We start from the raw sequence: 19,777 nt of genomic DNA, 5'->3' as shown, positions 1-19,777 counted from the left end.
CGTATTCGCCGCCCCGACACACTTCTCCCGCAGGAATTCACGAGGTCATCGGCCTACGTTGACACGGCCGGGGTTTATTCCGGCACGGCCCGAAAGCCTTCCCGGGGCTTCTTGCCCGCCTTCCGGCCCCGGGCTAATTTGAGCGCGCGCCGGCAGTAACCGCCCCGTCATCCCCCCACGATTCCCCACGATTCCTGAGGAGTTGGTGTGCGCAGCACGCTGTCCCCTTCCCGCGCCGACCGGCACACGAAGCGCGGCCGCACCCACGTACGGTCCGCCCTCGCGAGCGGCCTCGGCGCCGCCGCCCTCGTCCTGGCCCTGCCGTCGATGGCGAGCGCGAACGTCCTCACCCTCCTGCCGCAGAACGCCGACGGCCTGGAGCAGTCCTTCTCCCCGGCGTACGACTACGACGGCGACGGCTGCTACGCGACCGCCGCGATCGGCGCCGACGGCACGATCAACCCGGGCCTGAAGCTCGGCGGCGACGTCAACGGCCACTGCCACGACTACGCCCAGCTCGCCAACGCCAACACGTACTCGCGCGAGAAGTGCAACAACGGCTGGTGCGCCGTCGTCTACGCCAGCTACTTCGAGAAGGACCAGGCCACCCTCGGCCCGGCCGCGATCGGCCACACCCACGACTGGGAGCACGTCGTGGTGTGGATCAGCGGCAACCAGGTCCAGTACGTCTCGGTCTCGCAGCACACCGGCTACCAGATCGCCGCCGCCCCGGCCATCCGCTTCGACGGCACCCACCCCAAGATCGTCTACCACAAGGACGGCGTCTCCACCCACGACTTCCGCTTCGCCAACTCCAACGACGACCCCCCGGAGAACGTGACCGGCGGCTGGTTCTACCCCCGCCTCGTCGGCTGGGAGGGCTACCCGGCCGGCTTCCGCGACAAGCTGATGACCGCGGACTTCGGCGCGGCCACCATCAAGATCAACGACCCCAACTTCGCCTCGGCCCTGGCCAATTCCAAGCCGTCCGGCATCCCGTTCGACCCGAACGCCTGAGCCCGCGGGTCCTCCATTTCCTACGGTTTCCCGCGTTTCCTACGACGGGCCGCCGGTGGGGCCCGCGCCTTTGCGGGCGAGCAGTTGGACCTCCTTGAACTGGCGGCGGTCCTCCGGCTCGGGCTCACGGATCAGGCGGGCGGTCTCGGTGAGGCCGGCGTCGCGGAGGAGAGCGGCGAGGTGGTCGGGCCACCAGCGGTGCGCGGGGGCGACCGTGTGGTCGAAGACCTGGGTGAGGTGGCCGGGGCCGTCGGTGGCCGAGAAGCCGATCAGGAGGTGGCCGCCGGGAGCGAGGACACGGTGGAACTCCGCCAGGACGGGCGGGACTCCGGCCGGCGGGGTGTGGATGACCGACCAGCGGGCGACGACGCCCGCGAGCGACCCGTCGGGGACGGCCAGCGCCTCCATCGTGCCCACCTCGAACCGCAGACCGGGGTACGCCTGCCGCGCGAGGCCGATCATCGCGGGGGAGGCGTCGACCCCGAAGGCACCGACGCCGAGCCCGTGGAGATGGGCGGTGACATGGCCGGGACCGCATCCCACGTCCGCGACCAGGCGTCCCCCCTCGGATGCGGGTTCGGCTCCGGGTCCCGGTTCGGCTCCGGGTTCGCGTCCCGGTCCGGCTCCGGATCCACCTTCACCGTCGGCGCCGGCCGCACCCACGGCCTCCGCGAAAACGCCCAGTATCGCCCGGTCCAACGGCCGGTCCCGCAGCGAGTCGCGGAACCGCTCGGCGTACACGGCCGCAGCGGCGTCGTAGCCGTCCCGGGTGGCACGGAAAGCACGAGTGGCATCGAGTTCGACCATGCCGCCGACCGTAGCCGTACGGTCGGACACTCCCGCCGTGTCGAAATCCCGGAGGCGGCTCCGTCCCAGGGGCACGGGTACCGAAGGGGTACCGCCGACCGGCAGAGGAGACCACCGTGCGGGACATGCCGCAGAACGAGATCGACGACATCCTGAACCTGCCCCTGAGCAGGGAACTGCTCGCCCGCGACCTGGCCCGCGTCGCCCTGGTGGCGCCGGACGGGACGCCGCGCGTCTATCCGACCGGCTTCTTCTGGAACGGCACCGAGATCGTCATGTGCACCGCGAAGAACGCCCGTAAGCTGCCCGCCCTGCGCCGCAACCCGGCGATCGCGCTGACCGTCGACACCGAGGACCACCCGCCGAAGGTGCTGCACCTGCGCGGCCGCGCGGAGCTGGATGTCGTGGACGGCATCCCGGAGGAGTACATGCAGTGGAACGGCACGTACAAGATGACCCCCGAGCAGCGCGCCGAGTGGGAGACGAACGTGCGGTCGCTGTACGACGGCATGGTGCGGGTCGTCGTGAAACCGACATGGGTGAAGCTGATCGACTTCGAGACGACGCTGCCGACGGCGATCGAGGAGCTGGTGCGGCGGCAGCAACAGCGGGAACGCGGGGTGCCGCAGAAAACGGGTGCGTGACGACCTCACAAAAAGGACGGCTGTGCGGTCGAGTGGGTGGAGACGCCGCGGACCGACATGAGCCGATTGCCCGGCGAACCGACAGAGGAACAGAGGAGATGAACACTCATGGCCAAGTACCTGCTGCTGAAGCACTACCGGGGCGCCCCGGCCGCGGTCAACGACGTCCCCATGGAGGAGTGGACGCCGGAGGAGATCTCGGCACACATGCAGTACATGCGGGACTTCGCGAACAGGCTGGTGAAGACGGGTGAGTTCGTCGGCGAGGAGGCGCTGACCCCGGAGGGGACCTTCGTGCGGTACGACGGCGAGGGCCGGCCGCCGGTCACCGACGGCCCCTTCGCCGAGACCAAGGACCTGATCGCCGGCTGGATGATCATCGACGTCGACACCTACGAGCGCGCCCTCGAACTGGCCGCGGAACTGTCGGCCGCCCCGGGCGCGGGCGGACGGCCGATCCACGAATGGCTGGAGCTGCGCCCGTTCCTGGGCAAGTCGCTCCTGATCACGGAATGACGCCGCCTCCGACCCCGCCCCCGTCTCCGCTCCCGGCCGGCGACGAGCTGGTGCTGCGCACCCTCACCCCGGCCGTCCTGGCCGTCCTCGTCCGCCGCGGCGCGGACTTCGCGGCGGCCGAGGACGCGGTGCAGGACGCGCTCGTGGAGGCCGTCCGCGCCTGGCCGAAGGACCCGCCGCGCGATCCGAAGGCGTGGCTGATCACCGTCGCCTGGCGCAAATTCCTGGACGCGGCACGCTCCGAGGCGGCCCGCCGGCGGCGGGAGGAGCTGGTCGAGGAGCAGCCGGAGGCCGGCCCCGCGCCCGGCGTGGACGACACGCTCCAGCTCTACTTCCTGTGCGCGCACCCGTCGTTGACGCCGTCGTCGGCGGTCGCGCTGACGCTGCGCGCGGTCGGCGGCCTGACCACCCGTCAGATCGCGGCGGCCTACCTCGTGCCCGAGGCGACGATGGCCCAGCGCATCAGCCGCGCCAAGAAGACGGTCTCCGGCATACGGTTCGACCGGCCCGGCGACGTCGCCACGGTGCTGCGCGTCCTCTACCTCGTCTTCAACGAGGGCTACTCCGGCGACATCGACCTCGCGGCCGAGGCGATCCGCCTCACCCGGCAGCTCGCCGCCGCCGTCGACCACCCCGAGGTCGCCGGTCTGCTCGCCCTGATGCTGCTGCACCACGCCCGCCGCGCGGGCCGGACCTCCGCCGACGGCGCCATCGTGCCGCTCGCCGAACAGGACCGGAGCCTGTGGGACACCACGATGATCGCGGAGGGCGTCGGCATCCTCCAGGCCGCCCTGGCCCGCGACGAGTTGGGCGAGTTCCAGGCCCAGGCGGCCATCGCGGCCCTGCACGCCGACGCGCCCACCGCCGACGAGACGGACTGGGTGCAGATCGTGGAGTGGTACGACGAGCTGACCCGGCTGACGGACAGCCCGGTCGTACGGCTCAACCGGGCCGTCGCCGTCGGCGAGGCGGACGGCCCGCGCGCCGGACTCGCCGCCCTGGCCGCCCTCGACGACACCGGCCTGCCCCGGTACGCGGCCGTCTCCGCGTATCTGCACGAACGCGACGGCGATACGGCGACGGCGGCCCGGCTGTACGCGGAGGCAGCCCGCAAAGCCACGCACCTGGCGGAACGCGACCATCTGACGCGGCAGGCGGCGCGGCTCAATGCCCGGCTCAAGGAAGGGAGTTGACGGTCACCGTGACGACCGGAGCGGAAGCGGCCGGCGCGGCCACGCGACGTCGTCGATCGTCAGGAAGGGTTCGGCCGCGGCAGCGGCCGGCGTCAGGCCGGTGAAGGTCATCACCTCGCGGTGCAGGTGCGACTGATCTGCGTAGCCCGTCTCGGCGGCGACACGCGCGGGGCCGTCGCCCGCGACGAGCCGGTGCACGGCGTGATCGAAGCGGACCAGCCGCGCGGCGCGTTTCGGCGCCACCCCGAGCTGGTCCTGGAAGCGGGACCACAGCCGCTTGCGGCTCCAGCCGACCTCGGCCGCCAGACCGTCGACCCGGACCAGGCCGCGGGCGGTCCGGATACGGTGCCAGGCGCGGGCGACTTCCGGATCGACGCCGCGCGGGGCCGACCGGGCGGCCGTCCGGGCATCGGCAAGGGCGGCCGTCCGCGCGTCGGTCGGGGCGCCTTTCCAGGCGTCTGTCCGGGTGTCCGTCCCGGCGGCGAGCACCGCGTCGACGACCGCGAAGCGGTCCTCCCAGGTCGTGGCCGCGCCCAGCCGTTCGCGCACCCGGGCCGCCGCCGGACCCCACACCTCGTCCAGGGTCACCATCGCGCCGCCCAGTTCGGCCGGGGAGACGCCCAGCACGGCACGGGCGACCAGCGGGGACAGCCGGATCTGGACGCACGCCAGGTCCGCGCCCCACGCCCGGACCGCGCCCCCGGCGCCGAACCCGGGCCCGGCGACCAGGCTGCCGTACCGCCGTGGACCGGTCCCGTCGTCCACGACGGGAAGACTGTCGCCGAAGGTGAGCAGCAGCGTCACGGCCGGATGCGGCACCGCCCGGAGCCCGCCCGCGAGCCCGCCGAGGAGCCCGTCGGAAGCGGTGTCCACCCGTTTGTCGGCCGGTCCGCCGCCGAGACCGCCGGGCACCCGGAAGCCGGTCATGTCCACACCGGCCACCGGCCCGGGCCGCCGCGGCCGTACGACCTCCCACGCGGCCGGGCGCCCGGCCGGGGCGACCTCTGCACCAGCGGTGGAGCGCATGCCCGAAATGCTACGCGCGGCGGCGCGCGCGGAACATTCGTCCAAGCCACGGAAGCCGGCCGCCCCCGACAGTGGCCGTATGACGCCACGAGACGAGCACGACACCGACACCGACACCCATGCCGGCGCCGCGGAAGCCGCCGACCGTACGCCCGACGACACTGTCCTGCCGCTGCCGGGCGGCGGCCTGCGCGTACGCCAGGACGGCCCGCGGGACGCGCCGCCGCTGCTGCTGATCCACGGCTCGGCGTCCTCGCTCGGGGTGTGGGACGCGATGGTGCCGCTGCTGACCGGATGCCACCGGGTCGTCCGCGTGGACCTGCCGGGCCACGGCGGTTCCGCGGCGCCGGCGGACGGCGACTACTCGGTGCCCGAGCAGGCCCGCAGGGTCGGTGCGGCCCTGGACCGGCTCGGCGTCGGACGCGTCACCGTGGTCGGCCACAGCAGCGGCGGCTATGTGGCCACCGCCCTCGCGGAGGAACGCCCGGCCCTGGTGGGCGCGCTCGTTCTGGTGAACACCGGCCCGAGCCTGGACGCCTTCACGGGCCCGGAGACCGCAGGGCTCGATCCGGCCGCGTGGCCGCCCGGCGACGACGTGCTCCGGCACTTCGCGAGCAGCGCCTTCCGTACCGGGTTCGCGATACCGCAGCGCCTCATCGACGAGCTGCGCACCGCGGATTTCCCGGCCGTCGCCACGGCGATGCGGGCGTCGACCGCGTATCTGGCCGAGCGCCCGCTCCCGGACCGCCTCATCCCCCTCGGCACACCGCTGCACGTCGTCTTCGGTGCCCAGGACCGCCGTTGGCGCCCCTCCTCCGCCGCCGCGTACAGCGCCGTCCCGTCCGCGACCGTCACCTATCTCCCGCGCACCGGGCACACCCCGCCGATCGAGGACCCGCACCGCACCGCGGCCGTGCTCCTGGCCTTCACGACCGCCCGGGTCTGAACCCGGCGTCCGGGCCGGTCGGGCCGTCGGGGCTCAGGGGGTGAACTGCCGCCAGTGCCCCTCGGAGACGACCTCGACCCGGCCGTCCACCACCGTCACGGCGGTCTCGTCGTCGATGGCGTACGCCGGCGCCGCCAGCCGGGCCGCCCACTTCTCCGCGTCGGCCATCGTGTTCTCCGGCAGCATCTCGTGGTCCAGGTGCGGGAAGAGCGCGAAGTCGACGACGCCGAGCGTGCCGTCGTCCGCGTCCGGGGACGGCCGCCACTCCACGAAATCCTCGCCGATGCGCGGCGCCATCACCATGCTGCCGGCGCTCACCCCCAGGTAGACGGTGCCGGCGCTCAGCGACGGCAGGAGATCCGCCAGTCCCGACCGCTTCATCCAGTACGCCAGATAGAGCGGATCGCCCCCGCCGACCAGCAGCGCGTCGGCCTCCTCGACCGCGGGCCGCCACACCTCCTCGCCGGCGCTCGGCAGCGCCGTCAGTTCCAGCACACCGAGCGATTTCCACTCCAGCTCGCACATGGGGGTACTGGCCCGCCCGGTGATCTGGCGCCACGCCGTCGCAGCCCCGCCGCGCATGGCGTACGCCGCGGTCGGCACGCACAGCGCGGTCGACTCGGCGACGGGTTTGCCCAGCAGATCCTCCAGCGCGGCCCGGATGCTCGGATTCTTGACCCCCGCGGAGGTGAGAAGCAGCTTCATCGCGTACCCGTCCCGTCCTGTCCGGTCGTGCGCGCCCCGGCAGGCGGGGCCCTGTCCGCCGAAGCTACGGCCCGGCACTGACAACGACCACGACGCGGACGTCCGGTCACCCGGTCGCCGCCGGAGGTAAACCGGTGTCCCGATCCGCGCCGCCCCGCGATCATGGACGGTTCGCGCCCCCGACCGACGAGGACCACCGCCGTGCCCGTACCCGCGCCCGCCCCCGTGCCCGCCGACCCGACGGTCCTCCGTCCGATGCCCGACCAGCCGCGCGTCGTACTGCTCAAGCCGCTGGTGACGTCGCCGCTGATCGAGGTCGGGGAGTTCTCGTACTACGACGACCCCGACGACCCGACCGCGTTCGAGACGCGCAATGTGCTCTACCACTACGGCCCGGAGAAGCTGGTCATCGGCAAATTCTGCGCGCTGGGCACGGGCACCCGCTTCGTCATGAACGGCGCCAACCACCGTATGGACGGCCCGTCCACCTTCCCGTTCCCCACCATGGGCGGCTCCTGGTCCGCGCACTTCGACCTGCTCACCGGCCTGCCCTCGCGCGGCGACACCGTCGTCGGCAACGACGTGTGGTTCGGGCACGGCGCCACTGTGCTGCCCGGCGTCCGTATCGGGCACGGCGCGATCATCGGCGCCGGCGCCCTGGTGACCGCCGACGTACCCGACTACGGCGTCGTCGGCGGCAATCCGGCCCGCCTGCTCAGGACTCGTTACGACGAGGAGGACGTCGCCCGACTGCTGGCGGTGGCCTGGTGGGACTGGCCCGCCGAGCACCTCACCGCGCACATCCGGACGATCATGTCGGGCAGCGTCGCCGACCTGGAGGCGGCGGCGCCGCGCTGAGGCCGCGGGGGCCCGCCGGCCCGGGGCATCCCCGGGCCGACGGCCCCGTCAGCTCTCGCACCTCCCGCACAGGAACCCGCGCCGGACGACGGCGCGGGCGCCGGTCACCCCCGGCACGGGCGCCCAGCGTCCCCGGCCCGCCCGGCGCGCGGACGGCGGACCGTACGGCGACTGCCACGCGGGCCGGTCGACGCGCACCCGGCGCGCCTTGCGCGCGGGGAAGCCATGGGGAAGGCCGTGGAGAAAGCCGGTGGGAAGGCCACCGCACTGCTGACAACGGACGACCGGCGGCCACGCGACCGCGACCACCCAGTTCCTGGACACAGACGAACACCGTCTCCCGTGAGAAAACCGCAGCGAAAAACAGCGCGGCACGCCGTCCACGGCACGCACGCGCAACCAATCAGCGCCCGGATGACCTCACTTGCGGTGCAACGGCCTGTCTCCTTCTCCCTCGGACCCTCCCCGGAAAGCCCGGTCACCAGCACGCTAACCCGGCCCCCCGCCCCGCCTCCACCGATTTCGCGCCCCGCCCCGGCCCACCCGCGCCCGCCTCAACAGCGCCCAGGGGCCAACAACTTGTACCGTCAACACAGAACCGTCAACGTGAGGAGACCCCGTGGCCGGCACCACCCCGCGCTTCGCCGTCGCCCTGTACTCGGTGTCCGCGACGAGCGTCGCCCTGGGCGCCCTGCTGTGGGCAAGGGACCGCAACACCAAAACCCACAAGGTCTACAGCGACTACCTGGCCGCCGACACCTACTCGTCGTCCGACTGGCGCATATGGACCCCCAACGTCCCCGAGGACCGCCTCGGCCTCTACCTCATCGTCGCCGGCGTCCTCCTGGCCCTGATCACCCGCTTCGTCCTCACCCGCCGCGGCTGACCCCCACGCCATACGGACACAGACACGCGAACACGCGAAAGGCCCCCGGAAGATCTGGGGGCCTTTGCAGGATGTGCACTCGGCAGGATTCGAACCTGCAACCTTCTGATCCGTAGTCAGATGCTCTATCCGTTGAGCTACGAGTGCGAGCGCGTCGCGGGGTTTTGGGCCGGTCGGCGTTGCGGGAACAACATTACATGAGGTGCGGCGGGAGGTGAAATCCATAAGGGGGAGGCCGTGTGACCTGGGGAAACGACGCAGGGAGCCCATGCCTGTCGGCATGGGCTCCCTGGGGTGGTGGCGGAGGCGGAGGGATTTGAACCCTCGATGGGCGGTAAGACCCAAACCGCATTAGCAGTGCGGCGCCATAGACCGGACTAGGCGACGCCTCCAGTGCATACCCGCGTGAGCGGGCGCGTGTGCAGATGATGACACAGCCGTGCGGGCCGCGACCAATCGCAGACTACGGTACAAGGCCGCCGGTGGGCAGGGCAAAGGGGTAAGGGGGGCGCGCCCGGGCCCGGGGGCGGCGACGCGCCCACGATGGAGTGGGTTGCCGGTGGCGGACGGCGCCGCGCCGGTAGGGAAGGGGGCATGCGAAAGACCCCGAAAGGCCGCGCCGCCCTCGTCCTGCTCACCGCCGCCGCGGCCCTCGCCGCGGGTACGGGCGGCGCCGGCGCCATGGGAGTGCCGCGCCCGACACCCGTCGAGCGGCTGATGGAGAGCCGCCTGACCGTGACGTACGCCGCGGACGGCCCGCAGGGCGCGACGGCGCCCCCGCACGTACACCGTGGAGTGCGGTCCGGAGCAGGCCCCGGACGGCGACCCCGCGTGTGAGCGTCTCGTGGAGATCGGGGGACCGGCCGGTGCGGTGCCCGCGGGGCAGATGTGCTCGATGATCTACGGCGGCCCGCAGACGGCGCACGTCACCGGCCGGTGGCGCGGCCGGCTGGTGAACGAGGACTACCGGCGCACCAACGGCTGCGAAATGGCCCGCTGGGACCGGATGATCCCGGTGCTCCCCGCCGTGAACAGGGCGAACACCACGACGGGGGCGACCGGCGCGGCCGGCCCCGGCACCGCGGGACCGGCGACGGCCGTCCGCCCCGTCCGCTGACCCGGGCGGCGAAAACGCCCCGCACACGCGTCGCGGGCGTACGCCAGTGACGTATGACACACCCGCGCGCGCCGGTCCGAACAGCGCACCCGAACACCCCACTCCCAAGGGGCACATGGGGATCCGGGGCTCCACGGAGGGGCCCGACCCGTACACTCGCTCTAGTGACATGTCCTGGAGGCGGCGGCAAGATGGGCCGCCCGTGACAGGGCCGCGAAGCCGGACGAAGGGTCCGGACGGGCGAGAAGCGTTTAAGCAGTAGGCGGTAACGCGGTAACAGGGAGGACGCGTCTCGTGAGCAGCAGGCCATCCAGAGGCGCTGCTCGCCTCGCCTCAATACTCGATGCCCTGCCCGACGCGCTGCTGCTGGTCGATGTCAACGGCACGATCGTCAACGCCAACTCGATAGCGATCGAGACCTTCGAGTCGCCGGGCACGGCACTGGTGGGGCGCGGGCTGCTGGACCTGCTGCCGTCGTTCGACTCCAAGCGGATCCCCGGTTCGATGCGCAGCGCGCGCGAGGCCGAGGAGGACACCCGGACGAAGCCGACGCGGATGGTCGCGCGGCGCACGGACGGTTCGGAATTCCCGGTCGAGGTCACCAGCGCCAATCTGGAGGACCCGCGCACCGCATACGGCGACATCGGCGACCCGCAGCCCGCGCCGCCCCGCTACACCGGTGACGAGCTGCTGATGCTGGTGGTCCGCGACCTGACCGGCACCCTCGACACCGAGGCGGAACTCGCCCGCCAGCAGCGCCAGACGGAGATGATCCTGCGCGCGGCGGCCGAGGGCGTGGTCGGCGTGGACACGGCGGGCAAGGTCGTGCTGGTCAATCCGTCGGCCGCGCAGATCCTCGGCCACCGGGCGACCGACCTCGGCGGCAAGGAGCTGCACCCGCTGGTGCACCACTCGCGCCGGGACGGTTCGCCGCTGCCGTACGAGGAGACGCCGCTCGCCGACACGCTGCGCTCGGGCCGCAAGCACCGGGTGCGCGGCCAGGTGCTGTGGCGCAAGGACGGCCGCGCGGTGCCGGTGGACCTGACGACGGCGCCGGTACGGGACGGCGACCAACTGGTCGGCGCGGTGATGACCTTCACCGACCGTTCGGCGTACGACGCGCTCGCCGCCCGCACGCTCCAGCTGCGGGCGCTGCTCGACACCTCGCTGCGCGGTCCGCTGGCCGAACTGCGCGGCGAACTGACGGGCCTGGCCGCGGACCCGGCCGGGCAGCTGTGGCCCGAGGCCAACCAGATCCTGCACCACCTGTCCGCCGGCTACGCCCGGATCACCACGCTCATCGACAATGTGCTCGCCTTCCAGCGCCTGGACCGCGGCGAGGACAAGCTGCGGCGGGAGACGATCGGGCTCGACGAGGTCGTGACGGCGGCGGTCGAGGGCGCGGTCGAGCTGATCGGCCCGGGCCGCGCGCAGTTCGCGGTGCACGCGCCGCCGATCGAGGCGTCGGTGGACCCGGAGCGGATGGCGCAGGCCCTCGCGCACCTCGTCGCGGACGTCGCGGGCGTGGACTCGGCGGGCAACGCCATAGCGTACTCCGGCGACTCGACGATCGTGGTCGCGGCGGCGCAGCGCGGCGACGTCATCCGGATCGACGTCCGCGGCCCGCACGCCGGCGGCGACCCCGTCCATCTGCCGCTGGCCCGCGGGATCGTGGAGCGGCACGGCGGCGTGCTCCAGACCCACGAGGTGCCGGGCGGCAGCGCGTACGTCCTGGAGGTCCCGGTCGACGGCGGCGGCCCCCGCCAGAAGAACGGCTCCGACGGCGCGGCCCGCAATGCCGCCGACGCGAGTACGGGTACGGGCACGGGTTCGCGGTCCGGTGCGGGTGCCGCTTCCGGTACGCACGCGGCCGTGGGTACGGGTACGGGCGCCGGTGCGCACGCGGGCGGCGGGACGGACCCGGCCGACCGGTCGCGGGAGTCCGAGACGACCGTGATGCCGGTGCCGAGCGAGCCGATGCGCGGCAGCGGTGAACGCATGCGCGGCACCACCGGCCGGCGTACGGACGCGGAGCCCGGCGACGGTACGGACGCGGCACCGGGCGCGGGTCAGGACGGGCCGCGCGCCCCCCGGCCGCGCCAGGCGCCGGAGGACAGCAGCGGGGCCGCGGTCGCGCCCTGGGCGATTCCGGTCGCCCCCGACCAGGACGCCGCCCCCACCGGGCGGCGGCGCGCGCTGCGCCGCCCCGGCGGCGAGACCCCGCAGGGCAACGGCGGCCCGGCACGCGAGATCGCGCCCGTCGAGGGCGCCCAGCCGACCGGCCGCCGGGCGCGCAGGGCGCGGCCCGAGGAGCCGGCGCAGGGGCCGCAGGGCGGGGCGGGACAGCTCGCGCTGCCCCAGGCGGGGCTGCCCGCCGAGGGGCTGCCGCAGTCCGCGCTGCCGCAGGACGGGCCCGCGGGCCTGTCCCAGGCGCAGCACCTTCCGCAGCCGCAGATGCAGCAGTTGCCGCAGTTGCCGCAGGACCGGATTCCGCACGCGCTGCCGCATGTCCTGCCGCCGGTGCAGCCGAGCCCGGGCCAGGACCCGCGGCAGGATTCCCGGCAGGACCCGCACCGGGATCCGAGGCATGACCCCAGGCAGGACCCCCGGCAGCTTCCGGCGCCCGAGGCGGGCACCGGCCGCAGGGCGCGCCGCGCCCTGGAACCCGCGGCACCCGACGGCGGCGCCCCCGCCGTACCGCCGCAGGCGCACGCCCCCGAGCCGCAGCACTGGCCGGCCGCCGGGACCCCCGAGGCGGGGCCGCACGCGGCTTCGGAGGAGGACCGGACGGACGGGCGGGCGGACGGGCGCGGCGGGGCGGAGCCCGTGCCGCCGCGCCCGTCCGAGCCGCAGAGCTGGCCGACGCCGGGACAGGTCCAGCAGTCGCCGCAGCAGCCCGCGTGGCCCGCGGCGCCGCAGCAGCCGCAGCCGTCCGCCCCGGCGGCCGGGCCCGCCCAGCCGGCCGCGGCCCCGGCCCCGCAGACACCCCAGGCCCCGCAGAGCCCGCAGGCGCCGGCCGCCTCGGCCGCGGGACCGGTGCGCCCGCACCAGGGCCAGCAGGGTCACCAGAGCCAGGGTCAGCAGGGCCAGGGTCAGCAGGGCCAGGGTCAGGGCCAGCAGGATCCGTCGCAGAGCAGCCACGGCCGTGCCATAAGCGTGCGCACGCTCGGCCAGGGCATGCCGTTCGGGCAGCAGCAGGGCGACCCGCAGACCCAGACGCAGGCGGTGCAGGCCCAGACGAGCCTGCCCGCGCAGGTCACGGCGAGCGGTTCGGGACGCAGGCGCCGGCTGAGCCCGCCGCAGGGCCAGCAGCCCCAGCCCGTCCCCGCACCGCAGCAGCAGCAACAACAGCAACAGGCCCAGGCCCAGCAGACGCAGCAGGAGCAGCACGGGCCCGGCGGCGAGACGCAGGCCCGCCAGCACCCGCAGGCCGATCCGGACAGCGGCCAGCTGCCGATCCGTCGCCCGGACGCGCAGCAGGCACACCACGCGCACCAGGCCCGGCAGTCGGCGGCGGCGCCCGAGACCGACGACCGCGAGACGGCGCTGCTGCGGCCGGTCCCGGCCGAGGGCCCGATGCCGGAGCAGGGCCAGGGCCCGGGTCCGGTCCAAGCTCCGGCCCCGGCCCCGGCTCCCGTGCAGCGCTCGCGGGAGGCGAACGGCCGCGCGTACGCGATAGGCGCGCCCGCGGAGGGCGCGGCCGAGGGCCCGGAGCCGCTGGACGGCCCGAACGGCGCGGTGGACGTCACCGACATCGCCGACGACCGCCTGGAGGAGTCCTTCGACGAGCCGCGCCGACTGCTGGTGTGGCCGGAGCCCGACGTCTCGACCCGGCAGGCGCTGACCGACCGCGGCTACCGGCCGGTGATCGTCCGCTCCCGCGAGGAGGTCGACGCGCAGATCGCGGAGCCGCCGGCCGCGCTGTTCGTGGACCCGCTGACCGGGCCGATCACGCGGACGGCGCTCCAGTCGCTGCGGCAGGCCGCCGCGGCGGCCGACGTACCGGTGCTGGTGACCGCCGGTCTCGGCCAGGCGACGCGCGAGGCCGCGTACGGCGCCGACCCCGCCGTCCTGCTCAAGGCGCTCGCGCCGCGCGACAGCGAGCAGCACCCGCCGCGCGTGCTGCTCGTCGAGAGCCACGACCCGATCGCGCAGGCGTTCGCGGCGACCCTCGAACGGCGCGGGATGCAGGTCTCGCACGCCGATTCCGAGACCGACGCCATGACGAAGGCGGCGCAGGTCCACCCCAACCTCGTGGTGATGGACCTGATGCTGATCCGCCGCCGGCGGCAGGGCATCGTCGACTGGCTCCGCGGCAACGCCCGCCTCAACAACACGCCCCTGGTCGTCTACACCTCCGCCGACATCGACCCGGCCGAACTCCCGCGCCTCGCCTCGGGCGAGACCGTTCTCTTCCTCGCGGAACGCTCCACGAGCACGGACGTCCAGGCCCGGATCGTCGACCTGCTGGGCAAGATCGGCGCGTAGCGCCCTCCGGGCAGGTCACCCGACCGACGAGCGCGGCCCGCTCCCGGCCCGCCGCCCGGAAGGGCGCTCCGGCGGTCCCGACGGCCGCCCGGCGCAAGGGCACGGGTCTGCCCGCGAGCCCTCGCCGAGCACGCCCCCCGCCGGCGCAGACCGCAATCCCCCGGGCACTGCCCAGACCCGCCCCACCCCCCCCGGGGACGGCCGCCCCCCCGGGGGGCGCCCCCCGTCGTGCGGCCGCGCCGGAGGCGGAGGGGTCAGAGCTGCGTGACGTCCAGCTCGCCCTCGGCGTACGACTTACGGATCACCTTCTTGTCGAATTTGCCGACGCTCGTCTTCGGCACCGCCGGGACGATCGCCCAGCGCTCGGGGACCTGCCAGCGGGCGACCCGGCCTTCGAGGAAGGCGCGCAGGGCGGCGTAGTCGGCGGTGGCGCCCTCGCGGAGGACGACGGTGGCCAGCGGGCGCTCGCCCCAGCGGTCGTCGGGGACGGCGACGACCGCGGCCTCGGCGACATCGGGGTGCGCCATGAGGTGGTTCTCCAGGTCGACCGAGGAGATCCACTCGCCGCCGGACTTGATGACGTCCTTGGCCCGGTCGGTGAGCGTGAGGAAGCCGTCGTCGGAGATGACGCCCACGTCACCGGTGCGGAGCCAGCCATCGGGGCTGAACTTGTCCTCGGGTCGCAGCGGCTCCTCGCCGACGCCGCCGTAGTAGGCGCCGGCGATCCACGGCCCGCGCACCTCCAGCTCACCGGCCGACTCGCCGTCCCACGGCTGCACCGAGCCGTCGGGGCCGATCAGCCGGGCCTCGACGGAGGCGGGGAAGCGGCCCTGCGTGATGCGGTACGCCCACTCCTCCTCGGGGGTGACCCCGGCCGGCGGCTGCGCGACCGTGCCGAGCGGCGACGTCTCCGTCATGCCCCACGCGTGGCACAGCCGTACGCCCAACTGCTCGTCGAACGCCTTCATCAGCGCGGGCGGGCAGGCCGAGCCGCCGATGGTGACCTGCTTGAGCGAGGTGATGTCGCGCGGCTTGGCCGTCAGCTCGGCGAGCAGGCCCTGCCAGATGGTGGGGACGGCGGCGGCGTGCGTGGGCCGCTCGCTCTCGATCATCTCGGCGAGCGGGCCCGGCTGCAGGAAGCGGTCGGGCATCAGCATGTTGATGCCCGACATGAAGGCCGCGTGCGGCAGCCCCCACGCGTTGACGTGGAACATCGGGACGACCGGCAGCGAGGTGTCGTGCGAGGTCAGACCCATCGACTCGGCCGTGTTGACCTGGAGCGAGTGCAGGTAGACCGAGCGGTGCGAGTAGACGACGCCCTTGGGGTCGCCGGTCGTGCCGGAGGTGTAGCACATGGCCGCCGCCGTACGTTCGTCCAGTTCGGGCCACGCGTATGTCGTCGGCCGCCCGTCCAGCAGCTCCTCGTAGTCGTGCACGGCAGGCCGTACGCCCTCCAGCACCGAGCGGTCGCCGGGGCCGACCACGACCAGGTGCTCGACGGAGTCGAGGCCCGGCAGCAGGGGCGCGAGCAGCGGCAGCAGCGAGCCGTTGACCAGGATCACCCGGTCGGCGGCGTGCTGGACGATGAAGGTCAGCTGGTCGGCGGGCAGCCGCAGGTTGAGGGTGTGCAGGATCGCGCCCATGGAGGGGATCGCGAGATACGCCTCGAGGTGCTCGGCGTTGTTCCACATCAAGGTGGCGACCCGGTCGCCCTCGGCGACCCCGAGGCCGTCCCGCAGCCCGTTGGCCAGCCGGACGGCGCGCAGCCCGACCTCGCGGAAGGAGCGGCGCTGCGGTTCGCCCTCCCCGGTCCAGGTCGTGACCTGCGACTTTCCGTGGACCTGCGTCCCATGGATCAGGATGCGGGTGACGGTCAGGGGTACGTCCTGCATCGTGCTCAGCACAGGGGCCTCCGGCGGCTACGCGAGGGTAATGTCCTCGCGATTCTGCGTGCATACCGATCGGTACGTCACTACCCCGCGCGGGATTGCGGCCGGTTCGTGCCCGGCCCGGTCCGTCCATGGAACCGGCCGGGCGCTCACGCCACGCACGGCTCCAGCTCCGGATCGTCCCGCAGCTTGCCGAGGGCGCGCGAGACCGCGCTCTTCACGGTGCCGACCGAGACGCCCAGCGCCTCCGCCGTCTGCACCTCGCTCATGTCCTCGTAGTACCGCAGGACGACCATGGCCCGCTGGCGCGGCGGCAGCCGGCCGACGGCGCGCAGCAGCGCGTCCCGCTGCGCCTGCTGCTCGGTGAGGTCGGGGACCCCGGCCGTGGCGGGCTCGGGCACCTCGTCGGTGCTGAACTCGTCGACCTTGCGCTTGCGCCACTGGGACGTGCGCGTGTTCACGAGCGTACGGCGGACGTATCCGTCGATCGCCCGGTGGTCGTCGATCCGGTCCCAGGCCAGGTAGGTCTTGGTCAGGGCCGTCTGGAGCAGGTCCTCGGCGTCGGACGGGTTGGGGGTCAGGGAGCGCGCGGTGCGCAGCAGCGTCGGGCCCTTCGTCCGTACGTAGGCCGTGAACTGCGTCGTATTGGCGCTGGTGCACACTGGCGTGGTCATGGCTTCACGGTAGGAGCCGTGACACCCCTCGCGGATCGGCCGGAGGTGCCGAAAGGGGATCACCCTCAGGTCGTAGGGCGGGGGCTGTCCCCACCACCCGAGGGGGGATCCGGGTGCAGTGGTCCCGCAGGGGTTCCTCCGGAGGAAGCCCCCGGAGGAACCGGTCCCGGAGCCCCGCGCACTGCCCGCGCGAGGGCAGGTCCGCCGTTCAGAGCCTGGCCACCGGCGCGTCGATCAGGTCGCGGTCGATCGACAGCTTGTGCCCGCCGTGAGTCTCGGTGACGGCGCCGCTGTACTGGTGGATACGGCGGTGCGCGCTCCAGTCGCCCGCGCGCAGCACCGGCTCGGCGGTCAGGGTCGGCTTGACGCCCCAGCGGGCGTACCAGACGGCGGCCGGAAGATCGGCGGTCCCGGCCCTCGCGGCCTGTGCGATGTGCGCGATGCCGGAGTCGGCGCTGCTGTAGAAGGCGGGCAGATAGCCCTCTGCCCTGACCTGGCGGTCCCACGCCCGGATGTAGGTCAGCGTCGGCTCGGCGCAGCTCGCCTTCCGCGCGTCGTACGCCTCCATGTCGAGGTAGAGGGCGCTGCCCTTGGTCATGCCGAGGGCGCTCGCGGCCCGCACCGCGTCCTTGCCCTCGCTCACGCCCTGGGCGCCGGCCCGCTCGGCGTCGATGCGGTAGGGATTCTTCTTCGCGCCCTTCACGCACGGGCTCTGCGAGCCGACGTAGATCGGCAGCAGATTCCAGCCGTCCGCACCGGTCTGCTTCACCCAGTCCCTGGTCAGATTGCGCTGCGACTTGCAGGCCCGGGCGCGGCCGCCGAAGTAGACGCCGACGGCGCGGTACGGGGAGGAGGTGCGCCAGGCGCGCATGGTGGCCAGGTCCGGGGTCTCGCAGGTGTCGAAGCCCTGGCCCTTGAAGAGGCGGGTGGCGGCCGCCCGCGTGGCGCCGCTCGCGTCCGCGATGGCCCCGGACCCGGAACCGGACCCGGTCTCGGCGGTGGCGGACACGGCGGGCAGCAGCAGACCGGTGAGCGTCAGCGCGCCGGCGAGCACGTAGCGGCGTCGGTGGACGTAACGGATAAAACTACTTCTTTCGGTCATCCGTCGAGTCAACGCGGGCGGCGGCGCGGGTCGGCGCAGACACGCCGTGGCCGGGCCCCGGCCTGGCCCGTACGCACCCGCTCCGGAGGACCCGCACCGGAGGACCCGCACCGGAGGACCCGCCGCCCGTACCGGGCTCCGGGCCGGAGGGGGAGCCTCATCCCGGGGGGCTTACGGAGTCGGCGTACCCGGTTCACGCTCGGCGAGAAGTTTTCCACAGGCTGTGGACGAGAGTTGAGCGCCGGATTCCCCCACGGCCGCCGCCCCGACCCGTACCGCCCACCGCACCGCCGCCACCAGGGCGTCCCCTTCCGCGAGCCGCCAGGCCAGCGCCCCGGTGAAGGCGTCGCCGGCCCCGGTGGTGTCGACCACGTCAACGGGCACGGCGGGCACGCGCGTCGTACGCGGACGGTCCGGGCGTACGGTGTCGGCGCGCGCGGAACGCGGACGGTCCGGGCGTACGGCGTCGGCGCGCTCGACGACCACCGCCCCGGCGCCGCCCAGCGTCACGACGGCGGACCGGACCCCGAGACGGAGCAGCAGGTCCTCAGGGGCGGGCTCGGCCGTACCGAGCAGGACCCGCGTCTCGTGCTCGTTGACCACCAACGGGTCGGCGTGCGCGAGGAGTTGTGCCGCCAGCGGGTCGTCCCTGACGGCCTCGGGCGGCGACGGATTGAGCACCAGCCTGGCCCCGTGCCGCTCGGCCGCGCGGGCGGCGGCCCGTACCGCGTCCATCGGCACCTCGCACTGCGCCGACACCACGCGTACGCCACCGCCTCCCCCGACGGCCGCCGTCACATCGTCGGCCACCAGCGTGGTGTTGGCGCCCGGCGCGACCACGATGGTGTTCTCGCCGTCGGCCGCGACCGTGATCAGCGCGATCCCGGTGGGTACCGCCTTCTCGGTGCCGAGCGCGGCCGTGTCCACCCCCGCGGCCCGCAGTTCGGCCGTCAGCCGCTCCCCGTACTCGTCGCACCCGACCCGCCCGCAGAAGCCGACGCGTGCCCCCAACCGGCCTGCCGCGACCGCCTGGTTGGCGCCCTTGCCGCCCGGGTGCACGGCGAGTCCCGCCGCGCCGAGCACCGTCTCGCCGGGCGCCGGGTGGCGGGCCACCCGCACCACCAGGTCGGCGTTGGCCGACCCCACCACCAGCAGGGTCACGCCGTCCGTGACCTCTCCGTCCGCTTTCCCCTTCACCGTCCGCCGTTCACCCGCCCTCGTCGTACACCGTCGTGGCCCACCGTCTCGCGCGTTCCCCGATCATCCTGCCGTGCACGACGAGCGCGCGGTGGCACATGGCGTGCCACCGCGCGTCCGCGTCAACGGTCAGGCAGAGCGGTCGGGCGCGTCAGACGGAGCCGACCGACCTCACCGGCGGCTCACCAGAGCTGCGAGAAGTGGATGTTGACGTTGTCCTGGTCGATGGCGGTGAAGCCGGAGCCGACGACGCTCGCCGTGTTGTTCTGGTTCGACGCGCCGGCGCCGGTCGCCGCCTGCTGCGTCGTCGTCACATTGCCGTGGTTGGCACCTCCCACGTTGCCACCGGAGTTGCTCACCACCGTCGCGTTCGAGTGGCCACCCGCGAAAGCGCCGTCGTCTGCCGAGGCGGTACCGGCGAACAGCACGGCCGCCAGCGGCAGTGCGGCAACGGTGGCCAGGACACGGACGGTACGGATGCTTGCCATGGTGTTCCCTCCAAGGGGACATGTTCCGGGACTGCTTGAACCCTGCGTGGGCACCGCGGTTGGCCGACCGCGCTGCCGGTACTGCGTTCGTACGGCGTCGCCGAGACCAGAGTTGCCCACCTCACTCCGCCCGAACCCGCCTACCTGCCCCTTTTCCCCCGCAAGCGTGACGATCTGTCGACAAACCCACCAACTCCTCCTTTCTCCCCCTCCTGCCACTCCTC

18 protein-coding genes and 2 tRNA genes are annotated in these 19,777 nt (G+C 73.7%); 10 read left to right on the top strand and 10 right to left on the bottom strand.

Annotation, left to right across the window (positions count from 1 at the left end):
* Positions 1-327 precede the first annotated feature (327 nt).
* The gene (locus BM076_RS04915; RefSeq protein ID WP_093712248.1) at positions 328-1,017 is read left to right on the top strand and encodes an NPP1 family protein; all 690 of its coding nucleotides are present in this window, start codon (positions 328-330) and stop codon (positions 1,015-1,017) included.
* Between the two features lie 39 nt (positions 1,018-1,056).
* Here BM076_RS04915 and BM076_RS04910 read toward each other — a convergent pair whose 3' ends face one another.
* Positions 1,057-1,824: a class I SAM-dependent methyltransferase gene (locus tag BM076_RS04910; protein ID WP_093712247.1), complete on the bottom strand. Its 768-nt coding sequence runs from the start codon at positions 1,822-1,824 to the stop codon at positions 1,057-1,059.
* Between the two features lie 125 nt (positions 1,825-1,949).
* On the opposite strand from BM076_RS04910, the gene BM076_RS04905 reads away from it, so the two are divergent.
* From BM076_RS04905 to BM076_RS04895, 3 genes are all read left to right on the top strand, one after another.
* Positions 1,950-2,468, top strand: coding sequence for a pyridoxamine 5'-phosphate oxidase family protein (locus tag BM076_RS04905; protein ID WP_093712246.1), 519 nt, complete (start codon positions 1,950-1,952; stop codon positions 2,466-2,468).
* A gap of 108 nt (positions 2,469-2,576) precedes the next feature.
* Positions 2,577-2,984 carry a YciI family protein gene (locus BM076_RS04900; protein WP_093712072.1) on the top strand — a complete coding sequence of 136 codons (408 nt, stop codon included), beginning with the start codon at positions 2,577-2,579 and terminating at the stop codon, positions 2,982-2,984.
* On the top strand, positions 2,981-4,177 hold the full coding sequence (locus tag BM076_RS04895) for an RNA polymerase sigma factor (protein ID WP_093712071.1): 1,197 nt from the start codon (positions 2,981-2,983) through the stop codon (positions 4,175-4,177). Before BM076_RS04900 ends, BM076_RS04895 begins: the two co-directional genes overlap by 4 nt.
* A gap of 3 nt (positions 4,178-4,180) precedes the next feature.
* Here BM076_RS04895 and BM076_RS04890 read toward each other — a convergent pair whose 3' ends face one another.
* A complete protein-coding gene (locus BM076_RS04890; protein WP_093712070.1) occupies positions 4,181-5,203 on the bottom strand; it encodes a helix-turn-helix domain-containing protein in 1,023 nt (340 codons plus the stop codon).
* Between the two features lie 79 nt (positions 5,204-5,282).
* On the opposite strand from BM076_RS04890, the gene BM076_RS04885 reads away from it, so the two are divergent.
* On the top strand, positions 5,283-6,149 hold the full coding sequence (locus BM076_RS04885) for an alpha/beta fold hydrolase (RefSeq protein WP_093712069.1): 867 nt from the start codon (positions 5,283-5,285) through the stop codon (positions 6,147-6,149).
* Between the two features lie 33 nt (positions 6,150-6,182).
* Here the strand turns inward: BM076_RS04885 and BM076_RS04880 are convergent, their stop codons facing one another.
* On the bottom strand, positions 6,183-6,854 hold the full coding sequence (locus BM076_RS04880; protein ID WP_093712068.1) for a Type 1 glutamine amidotransferase-like domain-containing protein: 672 nt from the start codon (positions 6,852-6,854) through the stop codon (positions 6,183-6,185).
* A 255-nt stretch (positions 6,855-7,109) separates the two neighbouring features.
* Here BM076_RS04880 and BM076_RS04875 point away from each other — a divergent pair, with 255 nt between their 5' ends.
* Positions 7,110-7,712: a CatB-related O-acetyltransferase gene (locus tag BM076_RS04875; protein ID WP_407640624.1), complete on the top strand. Its 603-nt coding sequence runs from the start codon at positions 7,110-7,112 to the stop codon at positions 7,710-7,712.
* Positions 7,713-8,331: 619 nt separating this feature from the next.
* Positions 8,332-8,598 carry a hypothetical protein gene (locus BM076_RS04870; RefSeq protein WP_093712066.1) on the top strand — a complete coding sequence of 89 codons (267 nt, stop codon included), beginning with the start codon at positions 8,332-8,334 and terminating at the stop codon, positions 8,596-8,598.
* A 74-nt stretch (positions 8,599-8,672) separates the two neighbouring features.
* On the opposite strand, the gene BM076_RS04865 is transcribed toward BM076_RS04870, so the two are convergent.
* Both BM076_RS04865 and BM076_RS04860 read right to left on the bottom strand, forming a co-directional pair.
* Positions 8,673-8,745: transfer RNA gene (locus tag BM076_RS04865), tRNA-Arg, on the bottom strand.
* Positions 8,746-8,896: 151 nt separating this feature from the next.
* Positions 8,897-8,990, bottom strand: a tRNA-Ser gene (locus BM076_RS04860).
* A 202-nt stretch (positions 8,991-9,192) separates the two neighbouring features.
* On the opposite strand from BM076_RS04860, the gene BM076_RS36460 reads away from it, so the two are divergent.
* The 3 genes from BM076_RS36460 (at position 9,193) to BM076_RS04850 (ending at position 14,203) form a co-directional block, all read left to right on the top strand.
* Positions 9,193-9,435 carry a hypothetical protein gene (locus BM076_RS36460; protein WP_177246323.1) on the top strand — a complete coding sequence of 81 codons (243 nt, stop codon included), beginning with the start codon at positions 9,193-9,195 and terminating at the stop codon, positions 9,433-9,435.
* On the top strand, positions 9,389-9,715 hold the full coding sequence (locus BM076_RS04855) for an SSI family serine proteinase inhibitor (protein ID WP_093712065.1): 327 nt from the start codon (positions 9,389-9,391) through the stop codon (positions 9,713-9,715). The genes BM076_RS36460 and BM076_RS04855 overlap by 47 nt, the downstream gene beginning before the upstream one ends.
* Positions 9,716-10,009: 294 nt before the next feature.
* Positions 10,010-14,203, top strand: a complete 4,194-nt coding sequence (locus BM076_RS04850; RefSeq protein ID WP_107416931.1) for a hybrid sensor histidine kinase/response regulator — start codon at positions 10,010-10,012, stop codon at positions 14,201-14,203.
* Between the two features lie 254 nt (positions 14,204-14,457).
* On the opposite strand, the gene BM076_RS04845 is transcribed toward BM076_RS04850, so the two are convergent.
* The 5 genes from BM076_RS04845 to BM076_RS04825 all read right to left on the bottom strand — a co-directional run bounded on the left by BM076_RS04845 (position 14,458) and on the right by BM076_RS04825 (position 19,553).
* Positions 14,458-16,107 carry a long-chain fatty acid--CoA ligase gene (locus BM076_RS04845; protein WP_093712064.1) on the bottom strand — a complete coding sequence of 550 codons (1,650 nt, stop codon included), beginning with the start codon at positions 16,105-16,107 and terminating at the stop codon, positions 14,458-14,460.
* Positions 16,108-16,241: 134 nt separating this feature from the next.
* On the bottom strand, positions 16,242-16,766 hold the full coding sequence (locus tag BM076_RS04840; protein ID WP_093712063.1) for a SigE family RNA polymerase sigma factor: 525 nt from the start codon (positions 16,764-16,766) through the stop codon (positions 16,242-16,244).
* Positions 16,767-16,974: 208 nt separating this feature from the next.
* The gene (locus BM076_RS04835; RefSeq protein ID WP_093712062.1) at positions 16,975-17,868 is read right to left on the bottom strand and encodes a DUF1906 domain-containing protein; all 894 of its coding nucleotides are present in this window, start codon (positions 17,866-17,868) and stop codon (positions 16,975-16,977) included.
* Between the two features lie 171 nt (positions 17,869-18,039).
* Positions 18,040-19,023, bottom strand: coding sequence for a ribokinase (locus BM076_RS04830; protein ID WP_093712245.1), 984 nt, complete (start codon positions 19,021-19,023; stop codon positions 18,040-18,042).
* Positions 19,024-19,247: 224 nt separating this feature from the next.
* A complete protein-coding gene (locus tag BM076_RS04825) occupies positions 19,248-19,553 on the bottom strand; it encodes a hypothetical protein (RefSeq protein WP_093712061.1) in 306 nt (101 codons plus the stop codon).
* Between the last annotated feature and the right edge of the window lie 224 nt (positions 19,554-19,777).

The organism is Actinacidiphila alni (assembly GCF_900112845.1).
In the GTDB taxonomy this organism is placed as follows: domain Bacteria; phylum Actinomycetota; class Actinomycetes; order Streptomycetales; family Streptomycetaceae; genus Actinacidiphila; species Actinacidiphila alni.
Note: the sequence above shows the minus strand (reverse complement) of the source record. Positions and strands in the feature narration are given on the sequence as shown.